At 72.5% G+C, this 22,996-nt stretch carries 21 protein-coding genes; 7 read left to right on the top strand and 14 right to left on the bottom strand.

Features of this window, described 5'->3' with window-relative positions:
• Window positions 1-23: 23 nt before the first annotated feature.
• Both LUM46_RS06715 and LUM46_RS06710 read right to left on the bottom strand, forming a co-directional pair.
• Window positions 24-1,151, bottom strand: a complete 1,128-nt coding sequence (locus tag LUM46_RS06715) for an acetamidase/formamidase family protein (protein ID WP_274993001.1) — start codon at window positions 1,149-1,151, stop codon at window positions 24-26.
• A gap of 79 nt (window positions 1,152-1,230) precedes the next feature.
• Complete coding sequence (locus LUM46_RS06710) at window positions 1,231-1,821, bottom strand: TetR/AcrR family transcriptional regulator (RefSeq protein ID WP_274993000.1); 591 nt, start codon at window positions 1,819-1,821, stop codon at window positions 1,231-1,233.
• A 73-nt stretch (window positions 1,822-1,894) separates the two neighbouring features.
• Between LUM46_RS06710 and LUM46_RS06705 the strand changes: the two genes are divergently transcribed.
• The 3 genes from LUM46_RS06705 to LUM46_RS06695 are packed head-to-tail and all read left to right on the top strand — an operon-like array spanning window position 1,895 to window position 3,756.
• The gene (locus LUM46_RS06705) at window positions 1,895-2,818 is read left to right on the top strand and encodes a DMT family transporter (protein WP_274992999.1); all 924 of its coding nucleotides are present in this window, start codon (window positions 1,895-1,897) and stop codon (window positions 2,816-2,818) included.
• A 33-nt stretch (window positions 2,819-2,851) separates the two neighbouring features.
• Complete coding sequence (locus tag LUM46_RS06700; protein WP_274992998.1) at window positions 2,852-3,244, top strand: ArsR/SmtB family transcription factor; 393 nt, start codon at window positions 2,852-2,854, stop codon at window positions 3,242-3,244.
• Window positions 3,241-3,756 carry an SRPBCC family protein gene (locus LUM46_RS06695; RefSeq protein WP_274992997.1) on the top strand — a complete coding sequence of 172 codons (516 nt, stop codon included), beginning with the start codon at window positions 3,241-3,243 and terminating at the stop codon, window positions 3,754-3,756. Before LUM46_RS06700 ends, LUM46_RS06695 begins: the two co-directional genes overlap by 4 nt.
• Before the next feature lie 16 nt (window positions 3,757-3,772).
• On the opposite strand, the gene LUM46_RS06690 is transcribed toward LUM46_RS06695, so the two are convergent.
• The gene (locus LUM46_RS06690; protein WP_274992996.1) at window positions 3,773-4,561 is read right to left on the bottom strand and encodes a DUF3626 domain-containing protein; all 789 of its coding nucleotides are present in this window, start codon (window positions 4,559-4,561) and stop codon (window positions 3,773-3,775) included.
• A 92-nt stretch (window positions 4,562-4,653) separates the two neighbouring features.
• On the bottom strand, window positions 4,654-5,688 hold the full coding sequence (locus LUM46_RS06685; protein ID WP_274992995.1) for a hypothetical protein: 1,035 nt from the start codon (window positions 5,686-5,688) through the stop codon (window positions 4,654-4,656).
• A gap of 123 nt (window positions 5,689-5,811) precedes the next feature.
• On the opposite strand from LUM46_RS06685, the gene LUM46_RS06680 reads away from it, so the two are divergent.
• Window positions 5,812-7,407: a serine/threonine-protein kinase gene (locus tag LUM46_RS06680; RefSeq protein ID WP_274992994.1), complete on the top strand. Its 1,596-nt coding sequence runs from the start codon at window positions 5,812-5,814 to the stop codon at window positions 7,405-7,407.
• 67 nt (window positions 7,408-7,474) lie between these two features.
• Here the strand turns inward: LUM46_RS06680 and leuA are convergent, their stop codons facing one another.
• Both leuA and LUM46_RS06670 read right to left on the bottom strand, forming a co-directional pair.
• Window positions 7,475-9,196 carry a 2-isopropylmalate synthase gene (gene leuA / locus LUM46_RS06675; protein ID WP_274993087.1) on the bottom strand — a complete coding sequence of 574 codons (1,722 nt, stop codon included), beginning with the start codon at window positions 9,194-9,196 and terminating at the stop codon, window positions 7,475-7,477.
• Window positions 9,197-9,556: 360 nt separating this feature from the next.
• The gene (locus tag LUM46_RS06670) at window positions 9,557-11,671 is read right to left on the bottom strand and encodes a DUF7937 domain-containing protein (protein ID WP_274992993.1); all 2,115 of its coding nucleotides are present in this window, start codon (window positions 11,669-11,671) and stop codon (window positions 9,557-9,559) included.
• Between the two features lie 219 nt (window positions 11,672-11,890).
• Here LUM46_RS06670 and LUM46_RS06665 point away from each other — a divergent pair, with 219 nt between their 5' ends.
• Window positions 11,891-12,673 (top strand): 4'-phosphopantetheinyl transferase family protein, encoded by a 783-nt coding sequence (locus LUM46_RS06665; RefSeq protein WP_274992992.1) that lies wholly within the window; start codon window positions 11,891-11,893, stop codon window positions 12,671-12,673.
• On the opposite strand, the gene LUM46_RS06660 is transcribed toward LUM46_RS06665, so the two are convergent.
• The 6 genes from LUM46_RS06660 to LUM46_RS06635 all read right to left on the bottom strand — a co-directional run bounded on the left by LUM46_RS06660 (window position 12,655) and on the right by LUM46_RS06635 (window position 18,657).
• On the bottom strand, window positions 12,655-14,220 hold the full coding sequence (locus LUM46_RS06660; RefSeq protein WP_274992991.1) for an alpha/beta hydrolase family protein: 1,566 nt from the start codon (window positions 14,218-14,220) through the stop codon (window positions 12,655-12,657). The genes LUM46_RS06665 and LUM46_RS06660 overlap by 19 nt on opposite strands.
• A gap of 79 nt (window positions 14,221-14,299) precedes the next feature.
• Complete coding sequence (gene era, locus LUM46_RS06655) at window positions 14,300-15,268, bottom strand: GTPase Era (protein WP_274992990.1); 969 nt, start codon at window positions 15,266-15,268, stop codon at window positions 14,300-14,302.
• A complete protein-coding gene (locus tag LUM46_RS06650; RefSeq protein ID WP_274992989.1) occupies window positions 15,265-16,662 on the bottom strand; it encodes a hemolysin family protein in 1,398 nt (465 codons plus the stop codon). Before LUM46_RS06650 ends, era begins: the two co-directional genes overlap by 4 nt.
• A 5-nt stretch (window positions 16,663-16,667) precedes the next feature.
• Window positions 16,668-17,120 (bottom strand): rRNA maturation RNase YbeY, encoded by a 453-nt coding sequence (gene ybeY / locus LUM46_RS06645; RefSeq protein ID WP_274992988.1) that lies wholly within the window; start codon window positions 17,118-17,120, stop codon window positions 16,668-16,670.
• Window positions 17,117-18,181 carry a PhoH family protein gene (locus tag LUM46_RS06640; protein WP_274992987.1) on the bottom strand — a complete coding sequence of 355 codons (1,065 nt, stop codon included), beginning with the start codon at window positions 18,179-18,181 and terminating at the stop codon, window positions 17,117-17,119. Before LUM46_RS06640 ends, ybeY begins: the two co-directional genes overlap by 4 nt.
• A 125-nt stretch (window positions 18,182-18,306) precedes the next feature.
• Window positions 18,307-18,657, bottom strand: coding sequence for a histidine triad nucleotide-binding protein (locus LUM46_RS06635; RefSeq protein ID WP_274992986.1), 351 nt, complete (start codon window positions 18,655-18,657; stop codon window positions 18,307-18,309).
• 244 nt (window positions 18,658-18,901) lie between these two features.
• On the opposite strand from LUM46_RS06635, the gene LUM46_RS06630 reads away from it, so the two are divergent.
• Window positions 18,902-20,191: a helix-hairpin-helix domain-containing protein gene (locus LUM46_RS06630; RefSeq protein ID WP_274992985.1), complete on the top strand. Its 1,290-nt coding sequence runs from the start codon at window positions 18,902-18,904 to the stop codon at window positions 20,189-20,191.
• Window positions 20,188-21,009, top strand: a complete 822-nt coding sequence (locus LUM46_RS06625) for an OmpA family protein (RefSeq protein ID WP_274992984.1) — start codon at window positions 20,188-20,190, stop codon at window positions 21,007-21,009. The genes LUM46_RS06630 and LUM46_RS06625 overlap by 4 nt, the downstream gene beginning before the upstream one ends.
• 74 nt (window positions 21,010-21,083) lie before the next feature.
• On the opposite strand, the gene LUM46_RS06620 is transcribed toward LUM46_RS06625, so the two are convergent.
• A complete protein-coding gene (locus LUM46_RS06620) occupies window positions 21,084-21,851 on the bottom strand; it encodes a 16S rRNA (uracil(1498)-N(3))-methyltransferase (protein ID WP_274992983.1) in 768 nt (255 codons plus the stop codon).
• Between the two features lie 10 nt (window positions 21,852-21,861).
• Window positions 21,862-22,983: a molecular chaperone DnaJ gene (dnaJ, locus tag LUM46_RS06615; protein ID WP_274992982.1), complete on the bottom strand. Its 1,122-nt coding sequence runs from the start codon at window positions 22,981-22,983 to the stop codon at window positions 21,862-21,864.
• Window positions 22,984-22,996 lie beyond the last annotated feature (13 nt).

Here is a 22,996-nt window from a genome sequence, read left to right as displayed (position 1 = left end):
GACCGACAGCAAGCGGGCGCCGGTTATCCCGGTGCGGCGAAGTCGGCCTTGCGAATCCTCGCGTGCACGCCCTTGACCACGTCCACCACCTGCGAGATGTCGAAGTCCGTCGCTGCCGACAGGTACGCGTAGGCGTGTGCCGGCGACATCCCGTACCGGACCTCCAGCAGCGCGATCGCGGCCCTCACGCAGTTCTGCACGGCGACGTCGAGGTCGCGGTCGAGGCCGGTCGGGACCAGGAACTCGGCGGTCTCGGCGAGCGGCCCGACCAGCCTCCCGAACGTCGCGACGGCGTCCGACGCCGGGATGACGTCGAACCGCAGCCCCGCCCGCAGCGACGCCTCGAAGGCGGTGAGCGCCACCTCGCCGTCGCCCTGCGCGAAGTGCGGGTCGCCCACGTAGGCGAGCGCACCCGCGACCTGCACCGGGAGGTAGAGCGTGGACCCGGCGCCCAGGAGGTTGATGTCGATGTTGCCGCCGAACGGACCGGGCGGCACCGAGTGCGGTCGCTCGTCCCCCGCCGCGGCGACGCCCATGATGCCGAGGAACGGGTGCAGGTCGAAGCGCACGGTCCGGTCCGACCCCTCGAAGAGCGGCAGGCTGCCGCGGCCTGCGCCGTCGGCCCAGGAGTCCACCTCAGCGAAGACGCTCACGGCGGCCGCGCGACGGGCCGGGTACTCGTCCGGCAGCGCGCCGCGACCGTGCCGGTTGGAGATGACGCCGTAGGGGACGCGGGGCTCGGTGGACAGCACCCGGATCGCGAGGAGGTCGCCGGGCCGGGCGCCGCGGACCTCGATCGGCCCGGTCACGACATGGCCCCCGTGCGCGCCGACCACACCCGGCAGGCCCGGCCTGCGGTCGCCCAGGAGGGAGCGGCGGGCGGTGGCCAGCTCGACGGCGTCGGCCAGCACGGCGTCCCCGGCGACGCCGTGCTGCGCGAAGTACGCGAGCGGGTCCCCGCCCTGGTCCTCGAGGATGCCCTCGTGGGACAGGGTGTCGATCACCACCTCCTGCCCGGGGTCCACCGACAGCACCGCGCGGTCCGCCCCGCAGGGCAGACGGCCCCAGTAGGCGGTCCCGGCGGAGGTCGGCAGGTAGGTGGCCGCGTCAGGGACGTTGCTGCCGGGCTGGAGGATGGTCTGCTGGTGCACGGGGTGACTGTATCCACCGGGTCGCCCACCCGGTCATGCACCGGGCCACCGACGGCGCGGGACAGCGCGGGTGGGTCGCTCAGGCGGACGGCGCGAGCACGGCCCGCGCCGCCGCCCGGGCCGTGGCGAACGCGTCCGGCTGCGCCCGGGTCGTGTGCGCGACGATCGCGCCCTCGTACAGCAGGTGGAGCTGCGCACCCAGCTCCTCCGCGGCAGGGTTCCCGGCGTCGCGCAGCAGGCCGGTGAACACACCGAGCATGTACAGCTTGTCGGCCAGGATCACCGCGTTGCCGGGGTGCCCGCTCCCGCCGATCTCCGCGTGGGCGTTCACGAACGCGCAGCCCCGCTCGTTCTCCGCCGCCCACTCCTCCGCGAGCTCCAGCGCGGCCAGCACCCGGTCGACACCCGGCGCGGCCCCCGCGGCGGCGCGCGCAGCGAGCCGTTCACTGAACCACTCCTCCCAACGCTCGTGCCGGCGCGTCAGGTAGGCGGCGACCAGCGCGTCCTTCGACCCGAACCGGTCGTAGAGCGTCTTCTTCGTGACCCCCGCCTGGTCGGCGATCAGATCGACCCCGACGCCGCGGATCCCTCGCTCGTAGAACAGCTCGCTCGCCGTGGCGAGGACCTTCTCGCCGGCCGGCGTGTGGGGGTTGGGGCTACGTCGCGGCATGGTGGTCCTTCCCGTCCGGCCGAGGTCGCTGGTGCACTGCGAGTATACCGACCTGTGTGGTTGCCTCGCAGTCATGCGAACGAGCCTTCCCCGACACCTCGCCCCCGCGCTGCTCGTGGTGATGTGGAGCTCCGGCTTCGTCGGCGCCACCTTCGCGGCACCGGTCGCCCCAGCCATCACCACGCTCCTGTGGCGCTACGTCGTCGCCGCACCGCTGATGCTCCTGATCGTCCTGGTGCTGCGCCGCCGCTACGGACAGCGCTACCTGCGGCGCGAGGCGGTCCTCGGCATCCTCGGCCAGGCCGGTTACCTCTACGGTGTCTTCCGCGCGGTCGAGGCAGGGCTGCCGGCCGGGACCGCCGCCCTGCTCGCCTCGCTGCAGCCCGCCCTGGTCGCGGTCGTCCTGTCCGGGTTCGGGCAGCGGGGCGGACGCCGCCAAGCAGCAGGCCTCGCCGTCGGGTTCGTGGGGGTGGCGCTCGCCGTCGGACCCGACGCCGTCGCGGGGACGGGCTCCGAGGGAGCGCTCTGGGCGCTGGCGGGCATGCTCTCGCTCTCGGCCGCCGCCGTGCTCGGCGACCTGTGGCCGGCGCCCGACGAGGAGCACGACGTGCTGGACTCCCTGGCGGTGCAGGGTGTCGTCGCGCTGGCGTTCTTCACGGTGGTGGCCTTCGCGGGCGGACAGGCGGCGCCCCCGGCCGACCGGTCGTTCTGGCTGGCAGTCGTGTGGCTGGTAGGGCTGGCGTTCCTGGGCGGCTACGGCATGTACCTGTACGTGCTGCGCACGCGGGGTCCGGTGGCAGTGAGCACCTGGCTGTACCTGACGCCGGCGGTCTCCGCGGCGTGGGCCTGGGCCATGTTCGGCGAGCGCCTCCCCCTGCTCACGGTGGTCGGGTTCGCGGTCAGCCTGGCGGGGGTACTCGTCACCCGTCCGTCCGGCGCCCGCAACGAGCACACGAAGGACCCTGGCAGGTCGCGAGAACCAGCCACAGCGCCTTGACACATTGGTAACCGGCAGGTTACCAATGGTTTCATGGACGTCTTCGCCGCACTGGCCGACCCGGTCCGCCGGGACCTGCTGCTGCGGCTGGCTGCCGGTCCGGCCCGGGTGGTCGACATGGCGTCCGCCCACCCCATCAGCCGTCCCGCCATCAGCAAGCATCTGCGCGCCCTGGGCTCGGCGGGACTCGTGGTGGCTGACGACGTCGGCCGGGAGCGGCACTACCGGCTCGACCGGGCCGGGCTCGCCCCGGTGTCCGCGCTCCTCGCCGAGCTCGCGCCGGCACCGCCCGCCCCTGCGCCGCCGATCGCCGAGCAGGCGTTCGACGGCTTGGAGCTGGAGGTACGACGCGTGGGGCGGGACCGCCGAGCGGCCCCGAGCGCTCAGCACTTCGAGAGCGAGCACAACGACGAGGAGACAGCATGAGCACCCACATCACGGCCACCGGCCGCAAGGAGCGACGCCCGGACGGCACGTACATCGCGCTCACCCGCACGTTCCGCGCCCCGATCGAGGACGTGTGGGCGGCGATCACCGAGCCGGACCGCCTGGCCCGCTGGATCGGTCGCTGGAGCGGAGATCCGGCCACGGGAAAGATCGATGTCGAGATGCTCTACGAGGGCGACGACGTGGAACCCGAGGAATACGCGATCGACGCGTGCGACGCTCCCCGTCGTCTTGAGCTCACCTCGCGCGGGACGTACGGCGAGGACACACCCGCGACCTGGCACCTGAAGCTCGACCTGGCCGAGACGGACGGCGTCACCACGCTCACCTTCGCCCAGTCGATGGACGACCCCGCCATGGCCGAGAACGTCGGGCCCGGATGGGAGTACTACCTGGACCGGCTGGTGGCCGCTGAGACGGGTGGCGATCCCGCGGCGATCGACTTCGGCGGCTACTACCCGGCGCTGGCCGGGTACTACCGCACCCTGTAGGCCCTGGCCGGAAGCGTCACCAGGCGTAGCCCCAGCGGGCCACGTGGTGCCAGACCTTCTTCAGGTCCTGCGGGTCGTGCTCACCGGCGCACACCGCCTCCCCCACCACCCGCGCGTCCAGCCATCCGTCCTCCGTGTGCCCGACGGCGACCGCACGTGCCACCGCCACGATCCCCGGCCCGCGGAACGCCTGCCGTGTCGCCAGCTCGTCCACGTGCAGCCGGAACCCGTGGTGCCACTCGACGGCCACACCGAGCCCGCGGGCGGCGTCTGCCACGGGGGCGCCGCGGTAGCAAGGGTCCAGGACGAGCGCGGCGACGTCGTCCGGCAGGACCACCGTGCCCTGCACCTGCGCCTCGACGTAGTCGTCGAGGAGGTCGTGCACGCCGGCCGCCGCGTCGGCATCGGCCAGGGCAACCAGTGGAGCCGGGTCGACGGCGGCGAAGTGCTCGGGCTCCAGGACGGAGTCGGGGTAGCAGAAGGTGGTGCGCGCCAGCACGTGCGGGCGGAGCCGCAGGTGGGCGGAGCCGAAGCGGACGGCGCCGCCCGCTGCCCGGCGCCGGTGGTTCAGCGCGCCGTAGCGGGGACGGTCGTGCGGCGGGCCGTCGTCGTACCGCCCGTCGAACATGCGCCGCTCCCAGCGCCATCGGTCCCCGCCCGGGTGCGCTGTGAGGCCACCGTTGCTCGTGCCCGTCTCGAACTGGGAACGCCAGACCCGGTCGTGCGCGAGGCGCTCGATCAGGGTCTCGCTCTCGTCGGCGACCAGCCGGTCGGGGTGGAAGTTGATGGTGACCGGCCAGCTCATGACCGGAGGCTAACCCGGCTACGGGCCACCCACGTCAGACGCCCAGGCCGCCGAGGCGACCTGGGCGTCCGGCACGCGGGACGTGCTTCGGGTCAGTCCTGGACCTCGAGCATGCGGCGCCGCGCACGGATCATGGCCGCGCCGGCCGCCGTGAGGGCGAGGCCGGCGGCAGCCGCGCCGACGACCTGACCACCGGTCTGCGCCAGCACGCCCGGCGCCTGCGCCTCACCGGCGGACTGGATCGGTGCCGCGGAGTCGACGCCCGTACCCCAACCGGCAGCCGAACCGCCGCCCGGGTAGCCGACCGGGACCGTGCCACCGTCGCCGGAGCCGTCACCCGAACCGCCGTCACCCCAGCCGCCGTCCGAACCGCCGTCGTCACCCGAGCCACCGTCGCCGGAGCCACCGTCACCCGGGCCACCGTCACCCGGGTCGCCACCGCCGGGGTTGCTGGTGTAGGTCGGGCTCTCCAGCAGGTCGTCCACCACGCCGTCCGGGCCGGCGACCGCGCCGATCGTGCCCGGCACGTCGACGTTGCCGACGTTCTCGCCGATGGAGCCGATGTCCTCGATGATCTCGGAGGGCAGGTTGTCGGTCACGCCCTGCTCGGGTGCGTCGGCGCCCAGGACGTCGTCCACGGCACCGTTCTCGCCGGCCACCGCGTTGACCGCGCCGGACACGCCGTTCAGCACGTCCTCGACGGGACCGCCGGAGTTGGCCGAGGCCGGGGCCGCCTTCGTGGCCACCACCTCGTCGGCCGGTGCCTTGCCGGTCGACGCCGCGGCACCGCCCGTCACGCCCTTCACCACGTCGTCGACCGCACCGTCCTTGCCGGCCACCGAGTCGACGACGCCCGTGACGCCCTGCACGGTGTCGTCGACGGCACCGTCCTCCTTGGTGACCTGGCCGACCGTCTCGGTCACCTGCTTCAGCGTGCTGTCGACCGCGCCGCCCTTGCCGGCGACGGCGTCGACCGTGCCCGTGAGAAGGCCGCCGAGCCCGCCCGTGGACTGCTCGGCGTTCGACGCGCCCGCGTCGGCCGCCGTCGCGGAGGTCGCACCCGCGATGATCAGGCCACCCGCGACGAGCGCGGACGGGAGCGCGCGGCTCACGAACTTCCTCTTCATGTGTCCCCCTGGAACTGGTAAGTCTGGGTCTGATAAGTCTGGGTTTTGGCGCTCTGTGAACAGAGGCGCAATCACCTTACTGATACGTCGGGTGAATTCAAGGACATCGGGTATGTTTCCCCCATGATCGTGCCAGGCTCAGGGGCAGCCCCGCAGATCCACCCGCTCGAGTCGTCCGACCCGCAGGAGCTGGGCGGTTATCAGCTTCTCGGAAGAATCGGCGCGGGCGGCATGGGAGTGGTGTACCTCGCAGAAACACGCACCGGACGGAAGCTTGCTCTCAAGGCCATCCTGAAGGAGTTCGTCCAGGACCCGGAGTTCCGCACCCGGTTCCGCCGAGAGGCCGCGGCAGCGATGAAGGTGCGCGGCAGATGTCTCGCCACCCTGATCGACGCCGACCCGGACGGCGCCCAGCCGTGGCTGGCCGTCGAGTACGTCGAGGGGCCGTCCCTCACCGCCGTCGTGCGGTCCCAGGGCCCGCTGCCGGAGCCCGACGTACGCCGCGTGCTGGCCGGCGTGGCGGAGGCGCTGCGGGCCGTGCACCAGGTCGGCATCGTGCACCGCGACCTCAAGCCGTCCAACATCCTGATCGGCCAGGACGGCCCGTTCGTCATCGACTTCGGCATCGCGCAGGCATCGGACTCGACGTCGCTGACGCGCACCGGGCTCAAGGTCGGCACGCCCTCCTTCATGGCGCCGGAGCAGATCCGCGGCAGCGTCGCGACACCGGCCGCCGACGTCTGGGCGCTGGGCGCCGTGGCGCTCTACGCGGCCACCGGCCAGCGCGCGTTCGGCGAGGGTGACACCACCGTCGTCTACTACCGCGTGGTCCACGAGGAGCCCGACCTCAGCGCGTGCCCCGCCTGGCTGCTCCCGCTCGTCCGGGCGTGCCTCGACAAGGATCCCGAGGCCCGGCCGGACCTGCAGGAGGTGCTCGACTTCCTCAACGAGGTCCCGGCAGGGGTCCGGACCGCGATCACGAAGATCACGCCGGGGCCCGCCGTCGGCGCCCTGGACGACGACCAGACCGCGCTGCGGGACGACGACGCCACGGTGCTCAAGGCGGAGCGCACCGCGTCCCCGGCGGAGCCGGAGGCCGAGCCCGCCGCCGAGCCGGCGCAACGCCGGAGCGCACTGTCCCGGCCGGTGACCTGGCTCGTCGCCGCCGCGAGCGTGCTGGTCATCGGTGCGGTCGCCACCGCGGTCACGCTCGGCATGCCGTCCGGCAGCCCCCAGGCGGGCGCCGACACCTCGGCGTCGCCGTCCGCGGATCCGTCCGCCGAGCCGTCGGCGGCGGCCATCGACGAGTGCCTCGTGGGCGAGTGGCGCCTGGACAGCATGACCACCCAGATGCGCATCAACGCCCTCGACGAGACGGTCGAGGCCACCGGCTTCGACGGCCGCGTGACGGAGTTCCTCGCGGACGGGACCCAGCTGGTCCACTACGACGACGCCCAGCCGGCCCGCGCGGAGACCTCGATCGGGGAGCTCACGGAGACCTGGACCGGGACCGCGAGGTACATCGTCTCGACGGACGACGGCACCCTCACGACGTCGGGATCGGACTTCCGGGACGTCGAGGTGACGATCGCGCTCGCCGGGGAGAGCGCCGACCGGCAGCCCAACGCCCCGACCCAGCAGCTGAAGTACACCTGCGACGGCACGACCTACACGGAACAGGCCGACGGCTTCAAAGCCACCTACACCAAGCTCCGTTGAGTGCTGGATATTCGCCCTTTCCCGACCGGTTCAGGGGCGAATATCCAGCACTCAACAGGGCGGCGGGTCAGGCGGTCGTGCGCTCCGCGCGGTTGACGGCCGAGACGATCGCCTTGAGCGACGAGAGCGTGATCGACGGGTCGATGCCGACACCCCACAGGACGTCGTCACCCACCGCGCACTCCACGTAGGCGGCCGCGCTGGCGTCGCCCCCCTCGGACAGTGCGTGCTCGGTGTAGTCCAGCACGCGTACCTCGACGCCCACCTGCGCGATCGCGTTGACGAACGCGTCGATGGGGCCGTTGCCGGTACCGGTCAGGGTCAGCTCCTGGCCGCGGTCCAGCACGTCCACCTCGAGAGTGTCCTGCTCGCCCTCCGCCGACACGGCACGGGTGCCGCGCAGCGTGAGCCGCCCCCAGTGCTCCAGGCCGGACGGCGCCCCCTCCTCGATGGGCAGGTACTCGTCGGTGAAGATGCGCCAGATATCGGCCCCGGTCACCTCGGTGCCCTGGGCGTCGGTCACCTTCTGCACCGCGTGGGAGAACTCGATCTGCAGGCGGCGCGGCAGGTCCAGGTTGTGCTCGCTCTTGAGCAGGTAGGACACGCCACCCTTGCCGGACTGCGAGTTGACCCGGATCACGGCCTCGTACGAGCGGCCGACGTCGCGCGGGTCGATCGGCAGGTAGGGCACACCCCAGTCGAGGTCGTCGACGGTGACCCCGGCGGCCTGCGCGCGCCCGGCCATGTGCTCGAAGCCCTTCTTGATGGCGTCCTGGTGGGAGCCCGAGAAGGCGGTGAAGACGAGGTCGCCCACGTACGGGTGCCGCTCGTGGACGGGCATCTGGTTGCAGTGCTCCACGGTCCGACGGATCTCGTCGATGTCATGGAAGTCGATCTGCGGGTCGATGCCCTGGGAGAACAGGTTCAGGCCCAGGGTCACCAGGTCGACGTTGCCGGTGCGCTCACCGTTGCCGAACAGGCAGCCCTCGATGCGGTCGGCACCGGCCAGGTAGCCCAGCTCGGCGGCGGCGACAGCGGTACCCCGGTCGTTGTGCGGGTGCAGCGACAGGATGACGTTCTCGCGGTGGTTGAGGTGCCGGCTCATCCACTCGATCGAGTCGGCGTAGATGTTGGGCGTGGCCATCTCGACGGTCGCAGGCAGGTTGATGATGACCTTGCGCTCCGGCGTCGGCTCGAAGACCTCGATGACCTCGTTGCAGATGCGCGCGGCGAACTCGAGCTCGGTGCCGGTGTACGACTCGGGCGAGTACTCGTAGTAGATCCGCGTGTCCGGGATGGTCTCCTCGAGCTTGCGGCACAGCTTGGCACCGTCCAGCGCGATGCCGACGATGCCGTCCTGGTCGGACCGGAACACGACCTCCCGCTGCAGCACGGACGTCGAGTTGTACAGGTGCACGATCGCCTGCTTGGCGCCGGTGATCGCCTCGTAGGTGCGCTCGATCAGGTGCGCCCGCGCCTGGGTCAGGACCTGGATCACGACGTCATCGGGGATCCGGTTCTCGTCGATGAGCTTCCGGACGAAGTCGTAGTCGGTCTGGCTCGCGGAGGGGAACCCGACCTCGATCTCCTTGTAGCCCATCGAGACCAGCAGCTCGAACATGCGGAGCTTGCGCTCCGGGTCCATCGGTTCGATGAGGGCCTGGTTGCCGTCCCGCAGGTCCACCGCGCACCAGCGCGGAGCCTTCTCGATGCGCTGGGCGGGCCAGGTGCGGTCGGGGATGTCCACGGTGATCTGCTCGTGGAACGGGCGGTACTTCTGGATCGGCATGCCGGACGTCTGCTGCGGGTTGTCGTCGATGATCCCGCCTGCTGCGCCGTGCACTGCCACGTCTACGTCGTGAACTCCGCCGGGGGTGGTGGCGGTGATGCTGTTCTCCATCATGTGTCCTTCGCTCGGTGAGGTTGGCCGGCACACCAAGCCTCCGCGACGAGGGACCGACCTGTCTAGGCCTCGTCGCGGCAGGGAAGGAGAAGGATCACCGTCATGCGCACGCTGTCACTGTACCGCGACGGTCGATCTTGTCGAGCCGCGTCTCGACACCCGGCGATCGACACCAAGACCGCTGGTCGAGCGCGTCGAAGGGTCTCGACGGGCTCGGCCAGAGGTCCGGTGCGGCAGGGAGTCCGGTCAGCGGCGGCTGCGCAGCGCCGCGTCGACCTGCGGGTCGCCGAGGGCGCCCAGCCAGTCCAGCAGGGCGGGATAGGTCGACGGGTTGGCGGCGACCTGCGGACGCAGGTGCGGCGCCTCCTGCACGATCTTCGCCAGGTCCGCGAGCGGGGTGGCCGGGTCGAGCGCGACCGCGGGGGTCCACCTGCCGCCCACGGGCGGCATCACGGCCGTGTGGCCGGACTCGGCGCCGTAGCCCGACGTCGCGGCGGCGCCGGCGTCGGCCTGAGCGGCCTGCTGACCGGTCGCCGGCCGGATGCGCGCCGTCTGCTGTCCGGAGGCCACCCGCTGGACGTGCGCCGCCGGCTGGGGCGACACCGGCTGGGGCGAGACCGGCTGGACGGACGCCACCGGCGTCGCACCCGAGCGCACCGGGGGCATCGAGACCGTCTCGCTCGTGGAGCCGGCGGGCGGGCCCGCTGCCGGCATGTCCTCGACGGTACGCATCGAGCTGAGCGGGACCTCGCCCGACGCGGGCTCGGCAGCCTGAGCCTGGACGGGGACCACCCCGCGCTGGGACGCTGCGGCACCCGCGACGGTACGCACCGCACCCGTCGAGCTGACCCGGCGCGGCTCGGCGGGCCGGCGCAGCTCGGGCGTGGAGCGCACGGGCTGCTCGGGGAGCGTGGCCGGCGGGGCCTTGTCACCCTTGGGTCGCGGCGGGGCCCACAGGTAGGCCTGGCTGCGGTCGACGTCGGTGTCGCCACCGATGCCGACGGTCTGGAAGTGCTCGCGCACGGCCTTGGGGACCATCAGCGCGGACGCCGCGACCACCGGCAGGCCCAGGGCCATCAGGAGGTCGCCGAGGTTCACGCCGAGGCTCGCGCCGGACGTCGCGATGACCACGACGATCCCGAGCACGCCCGCGATGCACGCCGCGCCGACCGCCGGCACGTGCCCCGTGCTGGGGTCGCGCTGCAGGGAGCGGCGAGCGAACCAGGCGATGCCGGCGACGACGACGCCGAGCACGAGCCGCACGACCAGCGTCACGCCGGCGCCGGACCCGATGAAGCCGGGGTCGATGAGCTGGACCAGCGCGGCGAGCGCGCTGCACACGGCGAGCAGCACGATGACGTCGAACGCGCGCAGGGCGACACGTACCCACACACCGGCGGCGCGTTCGGTGCTGAGGTCCTCCTCGGCCTGGGGGTCGCGCCGCACGGCGGGCGCACCGGCGATGGCCGCCGCGAGCGGCAGCAGCACCAGGCCGAACCGGCTCGGGTCGGTCACACCGGGGCGCATGGACTCCAGGCCGGTCAGCGAGTCACCGGACGTGAAGATGAAGAGCAGGGCGAGGACGAGGCCCGCGGCGACCAGCACGAGCCGCGAGGGGCGGTCGTGCCGCACGGTCCCGCCGATCAGGAGCCAGACCAGGCCGACGACCAGCGCGAGCCACACGGGCGCCAGCAGGCGGTCGCCCAGCGTCGCGTCGGCGGAGAACTCCGCGAGCGCGGTGGAGGTGACGGCGCCCGCCGCGATCAGCACGCCGACGCCGGCGAGCCCGAGGCGCCAGGCGCGCACGACGGCACCGTCCTCCTCGATGGGCCCGAGCTCGCTGTCGCGCGGGGTGGCCGCGAGCGCCGCACCTGCCAGTGCGAGGCCCAGGCCCGTGCCGACGCCCGCACCGCTACGGACGTCGAAGATGAGGTGCAGCAAGCCGATCACGGCCAGCGGCAGCCCGGCGAGCAGGCGCGCCCGGCGGGTGGAGTGCACGGTCCACGTCGCGGGCAGCACGCCGAAGCGCGCGAGGTAGGGAAGGGTCAGCGAGGCGAGGGAGAGGGCGACGGCCAGGACGACCTCTACGCGGTCCGACCCTCGGTCGGCCAGGTTCCACGGCAGGGCGAGCGACACGAGCAGGGCGAGCGCGGCGATGGCGTCCCGCACGTAGTCGGCGACCGCGATGTTCGCGAAGGGGCTGACGTCATCGGAGCTCTCGGGCGCGTGCCCGGACCCGATCTCGGGCGAGATCGTGGCGACGTACTCGTGGTCGAGACGTTCGGTCGGCGCGCCGTTCGCGTCCTGCGCGCGGTCGGCCGAATCCCTCTCGTCACGCTCGGAAGCGTGCTGGTCCATCATCCGTTCACTCCTCGATAACGCCGCTGGTCGAGACTGGGGAAGTGTGGCTGGCGGCGCGGTGTCCCCGACGTTTGTACCCGCTGGGGAGGGAGCCTGTCAGGCCGAACCACGGCGAGTCCGGTCACACCTGCATTTCTGCGCACGTCCATCACATTCGACGTGGGTAGAACACCACCGTCGGCGGCAGCCGACAGCACGCCGAGGTCACAGGAGAACGCAGTGGACCTGCACGCCGCACCGGCACCCCGCACCTGCGACGTCTGGCTCGTTCCGGTCCGACGCCGGGAAGCCTGGACGCGCCTGCTGACCGTACCGGATCGCGAGCATCTCGTGGGACTCGACCAGGTGGCCACGGAGGTGCACCTGACGTCACGCGCCGCGCAGCGGCTGATCCTGTCGCGCTACCTCGGCGTCGCGCCCGACGAGATCACCGTGGACCGGACGTGCGAGCGCTGCGGCGACCCGCAGCACGGGCGGCCGCAGGTGCCGGGTGCGGCCCTCGACTACTCGGTCTCGCACACGCGGGCCTGGGTGCTGGTCGCCGTGGTCGGCGACGGGCGGGTCGGCGCGGACCTCGACGCGCGCCCGGCGGACGGCGACCTGGACGACCTGGCCGCCGCGGCGCTCACACCCGCGGAGCGGCGTTCCTGGCGCCGCCTGCCGGCCCGCGAACGAGCCGACGCGCTGCTGGCGTACTGGACGCGCAAGGAGGCGACGACCAAGCTGACCGGGCACGGCCTGACGATCCCGTTGCGCGACCTCGACGTCACCGGACCGCGGCCGACCCTCCTGACCCGGGACCCGGCGGTCCGGCTCCCCTACCCCCGGCCCTACCTGACGCACGTGCCGGCCCCGGCGAACCACAGCGCGGCGCTGGCGACGACCACGCACGTGGACCAGGTGCGGCACCTGGTCCTCCCGGACGCGGTGCCCGACGTCGTCGTCCCGCTCCCGACGGCACGCGGTGCACTGGAGCTGTCCGGTCAGATGCCGAGCTGGTAGACGCCCCAGTACGCCAGGGTCACGAGCAGTGCCGTCGCCCCGAGCACCGTCAGCCAGAAGCCCGTGGAGACGACGGCGGTCGCGGCGCGGGCGTTCTCGAGGACGGTGATCCGGGAGGACGCGCCGGTCGCGACGGTGACCACCACGCCGCCTCGCAGGCCCCGGAGCCGGTTGAGCAGGATCGCCGCCGCGACGACCGTGGCGATGCCGAGGAGCCGGACCCCGATCCAGCCGCCCTGCACCACCAGCGCGTCCTTCTCGTAGTCGAGGGCGAGCCGCGCGACGGCCGCGAGGTACGCGACCAGCGCGACCGTCGTGACCGCGGCACCGACGCCCAGCCCGGCCAGCGGCGCACGCAGGCCCAGCCCGAGGCGCGCGCCCGGGCGGCCGGAGCGACGTCCGGCGAGGTGGCCCGCCAGCACCGCACCGCCGATGAGCAGCGGGCCCACGATCAGCAGCGCGCCCGCGGCGATCACGACCCCGACCAACCAGTCGCCGTCGCCGTACCAGTGCGGCTGCGGCACCGGTGCGGTGAGGTAGAGCTGCTCGGGCTGGGCGCCCGCGAGCTGGGGCGGGGCGGAGGCCGTCCCGGGGAGCCCGAGCACCCAGTCGGCGACGTCGGTCGCGAAGTCGGGGTGCAGCACCAGCCCTTCGGGCGTCTCGACGTTGATGCCGTGGTTCGCGTGGTCGTAGAACCGCACGGTGACGTCGTCGGCGTCGTCCAGGAGCTCTCGTGTGCCCTGCTCGAGCGGCATCGACGCGTCGTCGGTGCCGTACACCGCGAGGATCGGGTCCTCCTGCCGCTCGAGCCACGGGCGGACGTCGAAGTCCGCGTACTCGAACCCGCCGCCGGGCAGCTTCATCCCCACGGCGCGCGGGATCGCGCGGAAGACGCCGGTCGGCACGTCGGTGTTCCGCAGGTAGTTGTCGACGGCGTACGCGGCCTGCTGCCGTGGCGGCACCACGGGGGCGGAGACCAGGATCTGGAACGCGAGCCGAGGGTCGTCCACCATCATCACCGGCGACACCCACGCGCCCTCCGACTCGGCGTACAGCCCGACGTCGTCCGGGTCGACGCCCGGGACGTCGCGGAGGAAGCGCACCGACCAGGAGTAGTCCCGCGCCATCTCCTCGTAGTCCCGGTGCCGTGTGGAGTAGTTGTCCAGCCGCTTGTCCGGCACCAGCGTGGTGATCCCCGCGCTCGCCAGCGCCGTGGCGGCCAGCGTGAACGCGTCCGCGGCCTTGCCGGTGCCCGCGCCGTGCACGAACACGATCCCGGGGCGGTCCTCGCCGGCGTCGGCCGGCTCACGGAGCAGCCCGCCCACCTCGATCCCGTCGGCGAGCGGGATCGTCACCTCGGTCTCGCGCACCTCGTGGTCACCGGGTGCTCCGCCGTCCGGCGGGGCACCGCCGATCGCCGTCGACTCGGTGGCGAGGTGCAGGTGCGTGGTCACGGGCTCCGGCTCCCAGACCGGGCCGGCGACGGCGCCGGTCAGGGCCAGGGCGACGAGGATCGCGGCAGACGTGGCGACGGTTCGGAAGAACACCTTCGGATGCTACGCCCGGTGACCTGCAACTGACCGATCTCGCGGTACCACGTGCACGGCGAACCTCAGACGCAGGACACTAGAAGCCCAGCTTGCGCAGCTGCTTCGGGTCGCGCTGCCAGTCCTTGGCCACCTTGACGTGCAGGTCGAGGTAGATCCGCTGGCCGAGCAGCTTCTCGATGCCCTGGCGCGCCTCGGTGCCCACGGCCCGCAGCCGGGAGCCGCCGCGCCCGATGATGATCGCCTTCTGGGAGTCGCGCTCCACGAACAGGTTGACCCGCACGTCCAGGAGCGGCGGCCTGCCCTTCTCGGGATCACCGGTGCCCTCGCGCGGAACCATCTCGTCCACGACCACCGCGAGGGAGTGCGGCAGCTCGTCGCGCACGCCCTCCAGGGCCGCCTCGCGCACGAGCTCGGCCACCATGACGGCCTCCGGCTCGTCGGTCAGCTCGCCGTCCGGGTACAGGTCGGGGCCCTCGGGCAGGTGCGAGATGAGCACCGCCTCGAGCTCCTCCACCTGGTACCCGTCCTTCGCGGAGACGGGGACGATGTCGTCCCACTCCCGGTCCACGGCCCGCGCGAGCTGGTCCACCGAGACGAGGTGCTGCATGAGGGCGTCGCGCGAGACGAGGTCGGCCTTCGTCACGACGGCGACGACGGGCACCTTCCGGCGCCCGCTCATCAGCTCGGCCAGCTGCGCCGCGATGTAGCGGTCGCCGGGCCCCACCTTCTGGTCAGCGGGCAGGCAGAACGCGATGACGTCCACCTCGGACAGCGTGTCCCGCACCAGGTCGTTGAGCCGCTCCCCCAGCAGGGTGCGCGGCCGGTGCAGGCCCGGCGTGTCGACCAGCACGAGCTGGGCGTCCTCGCGGTGCACGATGCCGCGGATCGTGTGCCGCGTGGTCTGCGGCCGTGCCGACATGATCGCGACCTTCTGCCCCACCAGCGCGTTCGTCAGGGTGGACTTGCCGGCATTGGGTCGGCCCACCAGGCAGGCGAAGCCGCTCCGGTGTATGGCGGTCTGTTGCACTGCGGGCTGGTCGCTCACGAGGTCACTTCCTTCTGGTCACGCTTCTGATCACGGTGGTCGTGCTGATCGGGACCACCGTTGCTGTCGTCCGGCTCGGCGGCCGGCTCCGTACGGTGCACGAGTATCGTCGAGATCTGCTTGCGCCGGCCCTCCACCCGCTCCGCCTCGAGGTGGACGCCGCCCACCTCGACGGACGAGCCCGCGAGCGGGACCTTGCCCAGCACCTTGGCGAGCAGGCCGCCGGCGGTGTCCACGTCGTCGTCGTCCAGGCGCAGGTCGAACAGGTCGCCGAGCTCGTCCACCGGGAGGCGGGCCGGGACGCGGAGCACGCCGCCGCCGAGATCCTCCACCTCCTGGACGGGCACGGTGTCGTGCTCGTCGGTGAGCTCACCGACCACCTCCTCGAGGAGGTCCTCGATGGTCACCAGCCCGGCCACGCCACCGTACTCGTCGACGACGAGCGCGATGTGGCTGGCCGACGCCTGCATCTCGCGCAGGAGGTCGTCGATCGGCTTCGACTCGGGCACGAAGACGGCGTCGCGCGCCACGTCCGAGGCCGGGCGCTGCGACGGCTCACGCACACCGCTGTCGCCGTCGCCCACGGGCCAGTGCAACGCGGCCACGACATCCTTGAGGTAGGCGACGCCGACGATGTCGTCCACCGACTCGCCGACCACGGGCACCCGCGAGAAGCCGGAGCGCAGGAACAGACGCAGCACCCGGTCGAGGGAGGTGTCGGCGGTGACGGTCACCATGTCGGTACGGGGCACCATGACCTCACGGGTGATGGTGCCGCCCAGCTCGATCACCGAGCGGATGAGCTCGCGGTCGGACTCCTCGAACGCACTGCTCTCGGAGAGGCTCTCCCCGACCCGGTCGGCGATGTCGCGCAGCTCGGCCTCCGTGGGCGGCGACGGGTCGTACCGCGGCACCGAGAACCTGGTCAGCCACGCGACCGCGCGCGAGACCGCCGTCAGCGGGCCCACCAGGGCGAGCAGTACGGACACCGGCTTGCGGAAACCGAGCGCGCGGGGCGACACCCGCACGAAGAGCACGCCGATGACGACGCCCACGACGAGCGCGACGAGCATCACGGGGAGCTCGTCGGGCACGCCCTCGCCCGGGATCGTCTGCTGCACGAGCAGGGTCCCGGCCGCGATGGCGACGACCTCCGACATGACCCGCACGAGCGCGAAGGAGGCGACGATCGCCGTCGGGTCCACGACGAGCGCCTGGGCCCGCCGGATCCGGGACGCGCGGTCCGGGTCGGGCGACCGCCCGAGCTCGGCCTCCGCGAGCGCCTCCGTGAGGGAGGCGCGGGTGACCCGCAGGAGAGCGGCCTCGCCGGCCGAGAGCATCCCGGCCAGGGAGAGGCCGACGAGCATGACCAGGGTGAGGAGCAGAGCGATCACGCCGGTCACCGAGTCGCGAGGAAGGTCAGGAGAAGCTTGCGCTGGAGCGTGAACATCTCCTTCTCCTCCTCGGGCTCGGCGTGGTCGTACCCGAGCAGGTGCAGGATCCCGTGCGTCGTCAGGAGCAGGAGCTCCTCGGTGGTGGAGTGGCCGGCGGCCTTGGCCTGGGTGACGGCCACCTCCGGGCACAGCACGATGTCGCCGAGCGTCCCGGGCGGGGTGACGTCGCCGTCGCGCCCGGGGCGCAGCTCGTCCATCGGGAAGGACAGGACGTCGGTGGGGCCGGGCTCGTCCATCCACTGGACGTGCAGGTCGGCCATGACGGTGGTGTCGACGAAGATGATCGACAGCTCTGTCTGCGGGTGGACCCGCATGGCGTCCAGGACGAACCGGCCGAGCGCGGCGAACTCCGCCTCGTCGACCTCGAACCCGGACTCGTTGTTGACCTCGGTGCTCACCGGCGCTGCCTCTTGCTCCCCTGGTTGCCGCCCTGACGGAAGTCCTGCGGCTGACGGCCCGGACGACGGTCGTCGGTGAGGACGTCCCACCGTGCGTACGCGTCGATGATGTCGCTCACGAGCCGGTGCCGCACGACGTCGGAGGACGTGAGGCGGCAGAACTCCACGTCGTCCACGCCCAGCAGGATGTCCTCGACCACGCGCAGGCCGGACGTGGTGCCACCCGGCAGGTCGACCTGCGTGGCGTCGCCGGTGATCACCATCTTGGAGCCGAACCCGAGACGGGTCAGGAACATCTTCATCTGCTCGGTCGAGGTGTTCTGCGCCTCGTCCAGGACGATGAAGGAGTCGTTCAGGGAGCGGCCCCGCATATAGGCCAGGGGCGCCACCTCGATGGTGCCCGCCTCGATCAGCTTGGGCACCTGCTCGGGATCGACCATGTCGTGCAGCGCGTCGTACAGCGGCCGCAGGTACGGGTCGATCTTCTCGGACAGCGTGCCGGGCAGGAAGCCGAGCCGCTCCCCCGCCTCGACGGCGGGGCGCGTCAGGATGATCCGGTTGACCTGCTTGGCCTGGAGCGCCTGCACGGCCTTGGCCATGGCGAGGTAGGTCTTGCCGGTGCCGGCCGGGCCGATGCCGAACGTGATCGTGTTGGTGTCGATCGCGTCCACGTAGACCTTCTGCCCGACCGTCTTGGGCCGGATGGTGCGGCCCCGGCTGGACAGGATGTTGAACGTGAGGACCTCGGCCGGACGCGACGCCGACGCGTCGCTCAGCATCGCCACCGAGCGCTTCACGACCTCGGGGGTGAGCTGGGTGCCCGCCTCGACGACCTCGATCAGCTCGTCGAGCAGCTGCGTGACCAGGGCGACGTCGCCCGCCGGTCCGTTCACTGCGATCTCGTTGCCACGGGCATGGACGTCGACGCCGGGGAAGCCCTCTTCGACGGCCCGCAGCACCGAGTCCCGGCTCCCGAGGAGCGCGACCGTCGGGATGTGGGCCGGAACGACGATCTTGTGCTCGATCCGGGTCTGGGACTGTGTGCTGGGCGAAGTTGTCATGAGCCGGCCCGCGGGGCCGATCCGCTCCTTTGTGCGGTAGGGATGACGATGGTCCCCATCCTATCGACCGGCGGGGGCGACGCCACGGCCTTTCCCGCCCTTCCCTCGCGCACGTGTCCGACCCGTCAGGCGAAGCCCGGGAGCTCCCCGCCCGCGAGCAGGTGCGCGTGCACGTGGAAGACCGACTGCCCGGCCTTGGGCCCGGTGTTGAAGATGAGGCGGTACTGGCCGTCGGCGAGCTCGCTCGCGACGCCGTCCGCGAGCCCGATGACGCCCGCCAGGCCCTCGGTGTCCGTCGCGGCGAACGCCGACACGTCCGGGTAGTGCTCCTTCGGCACCACGAGCACGTGCACGGGCGCCTTGGGCGCGATGTCGCGGAACGCGATCGCCGTGTCCGACGACGCCACGACGTCCGCAGGGATGTCCCCCGCCACGATCTTGCAGAAGAGGCAGTCAGGGCTGTCGGTACTCGTCATGCTCTGCAGGCTACCGGCGGGGGCCGGCGGACGACTCCCGGAGGCCGCCGGGACGACCGCACGGGATGCCTCGATGTTTTTCCATACCGTTATACGGCTGGAAATGCCCGGGTGAAAGGGATGTGGGAGAGTTTGCGGCATTCGATGGAGATTGGCGTGCTGCGACACCTTTTGTCGCCGCCCTCCTCGCAGGTCCCGTCGTCACCCTCACACCACACACAGCAGTCGTCACCTGGAGGTTCGCGTGGGTTGGTTCATCGCCCAATCGCTCGCATTCATCATCATCGCGGCCCTGATCGGCCTCGCGATCGGCATCTGGATCGGCTGGCTCGTCTGGGGCCGGCGCGCCACGGACAAGCACTCGGCGGAGACGGCGGAGGCTGCGAGCACAGCTGCGGTCGCTGTTCCGGCGTCGGGCGCCGAGGCCGATTCTGCTGAGGCCGAGGCAGCGGAGGTCGATTCAGCCGAGGCCGTCACCGAGGAGGACGAGGAGGAGAGGGCCGGCGCCGAGCCCGCTCCCACCCTCGCGGTCGCGTCCACCGACGCCGGGGCGAAGGCCGGCGCCGAGACGCCGGACGCCTCGTCCGCCGGCACCGGCGAGGCCGAGGCCACGCCCGACGGCCTCACCGAGGCCGACGTCGTCGCCGAGGCCGAGGCCGTCGCACGCAGGGCCGCCGAGGCGAGCGCGGCGGTCCAGGCCGACGCGGGCGCCACCGAGGCCGAGGCCGGAGAGGGCGCGACCCTGCAGGCCGACGACCTGCAGCGGATCGAGGGCATCGGTCCGAAGATCGCCTCCGCGCTGGTGGCCGCCGGCTACCCGACGTACGCCTCCATCGCCGCCGCGAACGAGGACGAGCTGCGCAAGGCCGTCGCGAGCCAGGGCATCAGGTTCGCGCCGTCGGCCGCCAGCTGGGCCGACCAGGCCCAGTACCTGGTGGACAGCGACCCGAAGGGCCTGGACGAGTACCAGGACTACCTGGTCGGGGGCCAGGAGCGGCGCGCGAAGTTCCACGAGAACGTCGACTACGCCGACGTCGACGAGATCACGGACGCCGACGTCCGGGCCAAGGCCCTCGCGGAGGACGAGCAGGCGGCCGCAGCGGCCGCCGCCGCTGAGCCCGAGCCCGAGCCCGAGCCTCAGGACCTGCGCCGTATCGAGGGCATCGGCCCCAAGATCGAGGCGACGCTCCAGGCAGCCGGGTACACGACGTACGCCAAGATCGCCGGCGCGTCCGAGGCGGAGCTGCGCGCGGCGCTCGCCACCGGCGGCATCAAGTTCGCGCCCGCTGCCGCGAGCTGGGCCGACCAGGCGCGGTACCTCGTGGACGGCGACGAGGACGGCTTCCAGGAGTTCCAGGACTACCTGGTCGGCGGGCAGGACCGTGCGGCGAAGTTCAGGAAGGATGTCGACTACGCCGACGTCGACGAGATCGAGGGCGCCTCCGCCAAGGCCTCGGCCATCGCCGCGGACGAGGCGAAGGTGGCGGCGGCCGACGGCGGGACCGAGCCCACCGCTTCCGAGGCGAAGGCATGAACCTGAGGTCGGCCCTTCCCCCGGTGATCGTCGCGGTCCTCGGGCTGGGCGCGCTGTCGGGCGTCCAGGACACGGGGTTCCGCGAACGGATCGAGGCGGACCTGACGGAGCGCGCGCTGAGCGCGCTCGCCGAGGCGGGCCTCGACGAGGTCGACGTCGAGATCACCGGCCGGGACGCCGACGTGACCGCCCCGACCGACACGGACGCCCTGATCGCGTCCGACGTCGTGAGCGGTGTGACCGGCGTCCGCGTGGCGACGGCGTTCGGGCCGGGCGGCCCGGCGTCGGCGGACGCGGGTGAAGCGGGGGCCGACACCGCCGAGGGCGCTGCCCCCGGCGGGGACGACATCGAGGTGAGCGCCGCGCCCTCACCGTCGCCGTCGTCATCGCCACAGCCCGGAGGTGCAGACGGTCAGGAGACCGAGAACGACGAGCCGGTGCGCAACCCGACGCGCGAGGAGCGGGAGAAGGCCCAGGACGACCTGGTCGAGATCCCGAACATCACGTTCGTCACGGACAGCGCGCGCCTGACCAAGGACGGCCGCCGGGTCGTGCGGGAGGCCGCCGAGGTGCTCGGGGAGCACCCTGAGGTCGAGGTCCGCATCGAGGGGCACACCGACTCGCGCGGGACCCGGGCGGACAACCGGCAGCTCAGCGAGCGCCGGGCTGACGTGGTGCTCGACCGACTGGTGGAGCTCGGCGTCGACGAGGACCGGCTGACGGCGAAGGGCTACGGCGAGTCGGACCCGCTGGTCGTCCCGAAGACCTTCGCGGACCTGGAGAAGAACCGCCGCGTGGAGTTCGTCGTCCGCACCTGACGCCCCACTCCGCCGAGGTAGTCATCTGGCTGCGTGACTACCTCGGCAGGGTGGGTGGTCAGGTGGGCGGGTGGTCAGGTCCAGCGGCCCAGGCGTTCGCTCAGGTGGGCTATCGCCACCGGGCCGGCCGTGGACGTGCGCAGCACGTGCGGCCCGAGCCGGGCGGTGACCGCGCCGGCCTCGGTCAGCAGGGCGACCTCGGCCTCGGAGATCCCGCCCTCCGGTCCGACGACGACGAGCACCTCGCCGGCGTCGGGCAGCGGCACCGTCGCGATGCCTGCCGTCGCCTCCTCGTGGAGCACGGCGACCGTCCCGCCCGCGGCGACCACGTCGCGGGTCCGGGCGGCGAGCTGCTTGGTGCTCAGCGGCACCTCGACGTCGGGCAGGCGGCAGCGGCGGGCCTGCTTGGTCGCGGCCCGCACGGTGCTGACCCAGCGGGCCCGCGACTTCGCCGCCCGGTCCCCGCGCCAGACGACGACGGACCGTTCCGCCTGCCAGGGGATGATCGCGTCCGCGCCGACCTCGGTCGCGGCCTCGATGGCCATCTCGTCGCGGTCGCCCTTGGCGAGGGCCTGGACGAGCGTCACGACGACGGTGGGCTCCGGCTCGACGACCACCTCCTCGACCCGCAGGCGCACCTCGGCGCCGTCCACCGACTCGACGACCGTCCGCAGGCGCACCCCGGCGCCGTCGACCACGTCGAGCCGCTCCCCCGGGCCGCGCCGCTGGACCACGCCGGCGTGCCGGCCCTCCGCGCCGTCGAGCACGTAGACCGAGCCCGTGGCGTACTCCGACAGCGGATGGGCGGTGGACGCCTCCGCGAGAAAAACCGGCGCGCTCATGGGTGGGCGGTCAACGCCCGCTGAGCTTGTCGCGCAGGCGGGAGAACACGCCGCCGTGCACGGAGGCGAGCCGCGACTCGGGCCGCTCCTCGCCACGCAGGACCGCGAGCTGCTGCAGGAGTGCCGTCTGCTCCTCGTCCAGTGCCGTCGGCACGTGGACCTCGATGTGCACGTTGAGGTCGCCGCGACCGGTCGAGTGGAGGTGCCCCACGCCGAGGCCCTTGAGGGTCATGACCTGGCCGGGCTGCGTGCCGGGGCGCAGGTCGATCTCCTGCAGGCCGTCCAGCGTGTCGAGCTCGAGGACGGTGCCGAGGGCGGCCGCCGTCATCGGCACCTGGAGGGTGCAGTGCAGCTCGTCGCCACGCCGCACGAACGTGTCGTGGGCGCGCTCCCGGATCTCGACGTACAGGTCGCCGGCGGGGCCGCCACCGGGGCCCACCTCGCCCTGCCCGGTCAGCTTGATGCGCGTGCCGGTGTCGACACCCGCGGGCACGTTCACCGAGACGGTGCGGCGCGAGCGCACGCGGCCCTCGCCGGAGCAGTCGGTGCAGGGCTCGGGGATCACGGTGCCGAAGCCACCGCAGGCGGAGCACGGCTGGTTCGTCATGACCTGGCCGAGGAACGAGCGGGCCACGCGCTGCACGGAGCCGCGCCCGTGGCAGACGTCGCAGGTGCGCGCGTGGGTACCCGGCCGCGCGCCGTCGCCGCTGCAGGTGGTGCAGACCACCGCCGTGTCGACCTGGATCTCGCGCTTGGCGCCGAAGACCGCCTCGGCGAGCTCGAGGTCGAGCCGCACGAGCGCGTCGTTGCCACGCCGGGCGCGCGGCACCGGACCGGTGGGCTGGCCGCCGCCGAAGAAGGTCTCGAAGATGTCCTGGAAACCGAACCCGGCACCGAACCCGCCGCCCGCGCCGCCACCGGGCGAGGTCGGGTCCACGCCCATGTCGTACTGCTGGCGCTTGTCCGGGTTGGACAGGACCTCGTAGGCGCGCGCGACGTCCTTGAACCGGTCCTCGCCCACGTCGCCGGCCACGTCGGGGTGCAGCTCACGGGCCAGCTTGCGGTATGCCTTCTTGATCTGCTCGGGCGAGGCGTCGCGCGGGACACCGAGGATCTCGTAGTAGTCGGTCACAGGTCTCTCTTCG

The sequence above is a fragment of the Promicromonospora iranensis genome (genome assembly GCF_028994805.1).
Lineage (GTDB): Bacteria > Actinomycetota > Actinomycetes > Actinomycetales > Cellulomonadaceae > Promicromonospora > Promicromonospora iranensis.
Note: the sequence above shows the minus strand (reverse complement) of the source record. Positions and strands in the feature narration are given on the sequence as shown.

Bases quoted from the DNA above. Each gene is read 5' to 3' on its own strand.
- LUM46_RS06710 (WP_274993000.1), bottom strand. From the start codon at position 1,821: ATGCCGCGACGTAGCCCCAACCCCCACACGCCGGCCGGCGAGAAGGTC.
- leuA (WP_274993087.1), bottom strand. From the start codon at position 9,196: ATGCCGATCCAGAAGTACCGCCCGTTCCACGAGCAGATCACCGTGGAC.
- LUM46_RS06670 (WP_274992993.1), bottom strand. From the start codon at position 11,671: ATGATGGACCAGCACGCTTCCGAGCGTGACGAGAGGGATTCGGCCGAC.
- LUM46_RS06640 (WP_274992987.1), bottom strand. From the start codon at position 18,181: ATGACAACTTCGCCCAGCACACAGTCCCAGACCCGGATCGAGCACAAG.
- LUM46_RS06705 (WP_274992999.1), top strand. From the start codon at position 1,895: ATGCGAACGAGCCTTCCCCGACACCTCGCCCCCGCGCTGCTCGTGGTG.
- LUM46_RS06620 (WP_274992983.1), bottom strand. From the start codon at position 21,851: ATGAGCGCGCCGGTTTTTCTCGCGGAGGCGTCCACCGCCCATCCGCTG.
- LUM46_RS06680 (WP_274992994.1), top strand. From the start codon at position 5,812: ATGATCGTGCCAGGCTCAGGGGCAGCCCCGCAGATCCACCCGCTCGAG.
- LUM46_RS06700 (WP_274992998.1), top strand. From the start codon at position 2,852: ATGGACGTCTTCGCCGCACTGGCCGACCCGGTCCGCCGGGACCTGCTG.
- LUM46_RS06695 (WP_274992997.1), top strand. From the start codon at position 3,241: ATGAGCACCCACATCACGGCCACCGGCCGCAAGGAGCGACGCCCGGAC.
- LUM46_RS06635 (WP_274992986.1), bottom strand. From the start codon at position 18,657: ATGACGAGTACCGACAGCCCTGACTGCCTCTTCTGCAAGATCGTGGCG.
- LUM46_RS06690 (WP_274992996.1), bottom strand. From the start codon at position 4,561: ATGAGCTGGCCGGTCACCATCAACTTCCACCCCGACCGGCTGGTCGCC.
- LUM46_RS06625 (WP_274992984.1), top strand. From the start codon at position 20,188: ATGAACCTGAGGTCGGCCCTTCCCCCGGTGATCGTCGCGGTCCTCGGG.
- LUM46_RS06685 (WP_274992995.1), bottom strand. From the start codon at position 5,688: ATGAAGAGGAAGTTCGTGAGCCGCGCGCTCCCGTCCGCGCTCGTCGCG.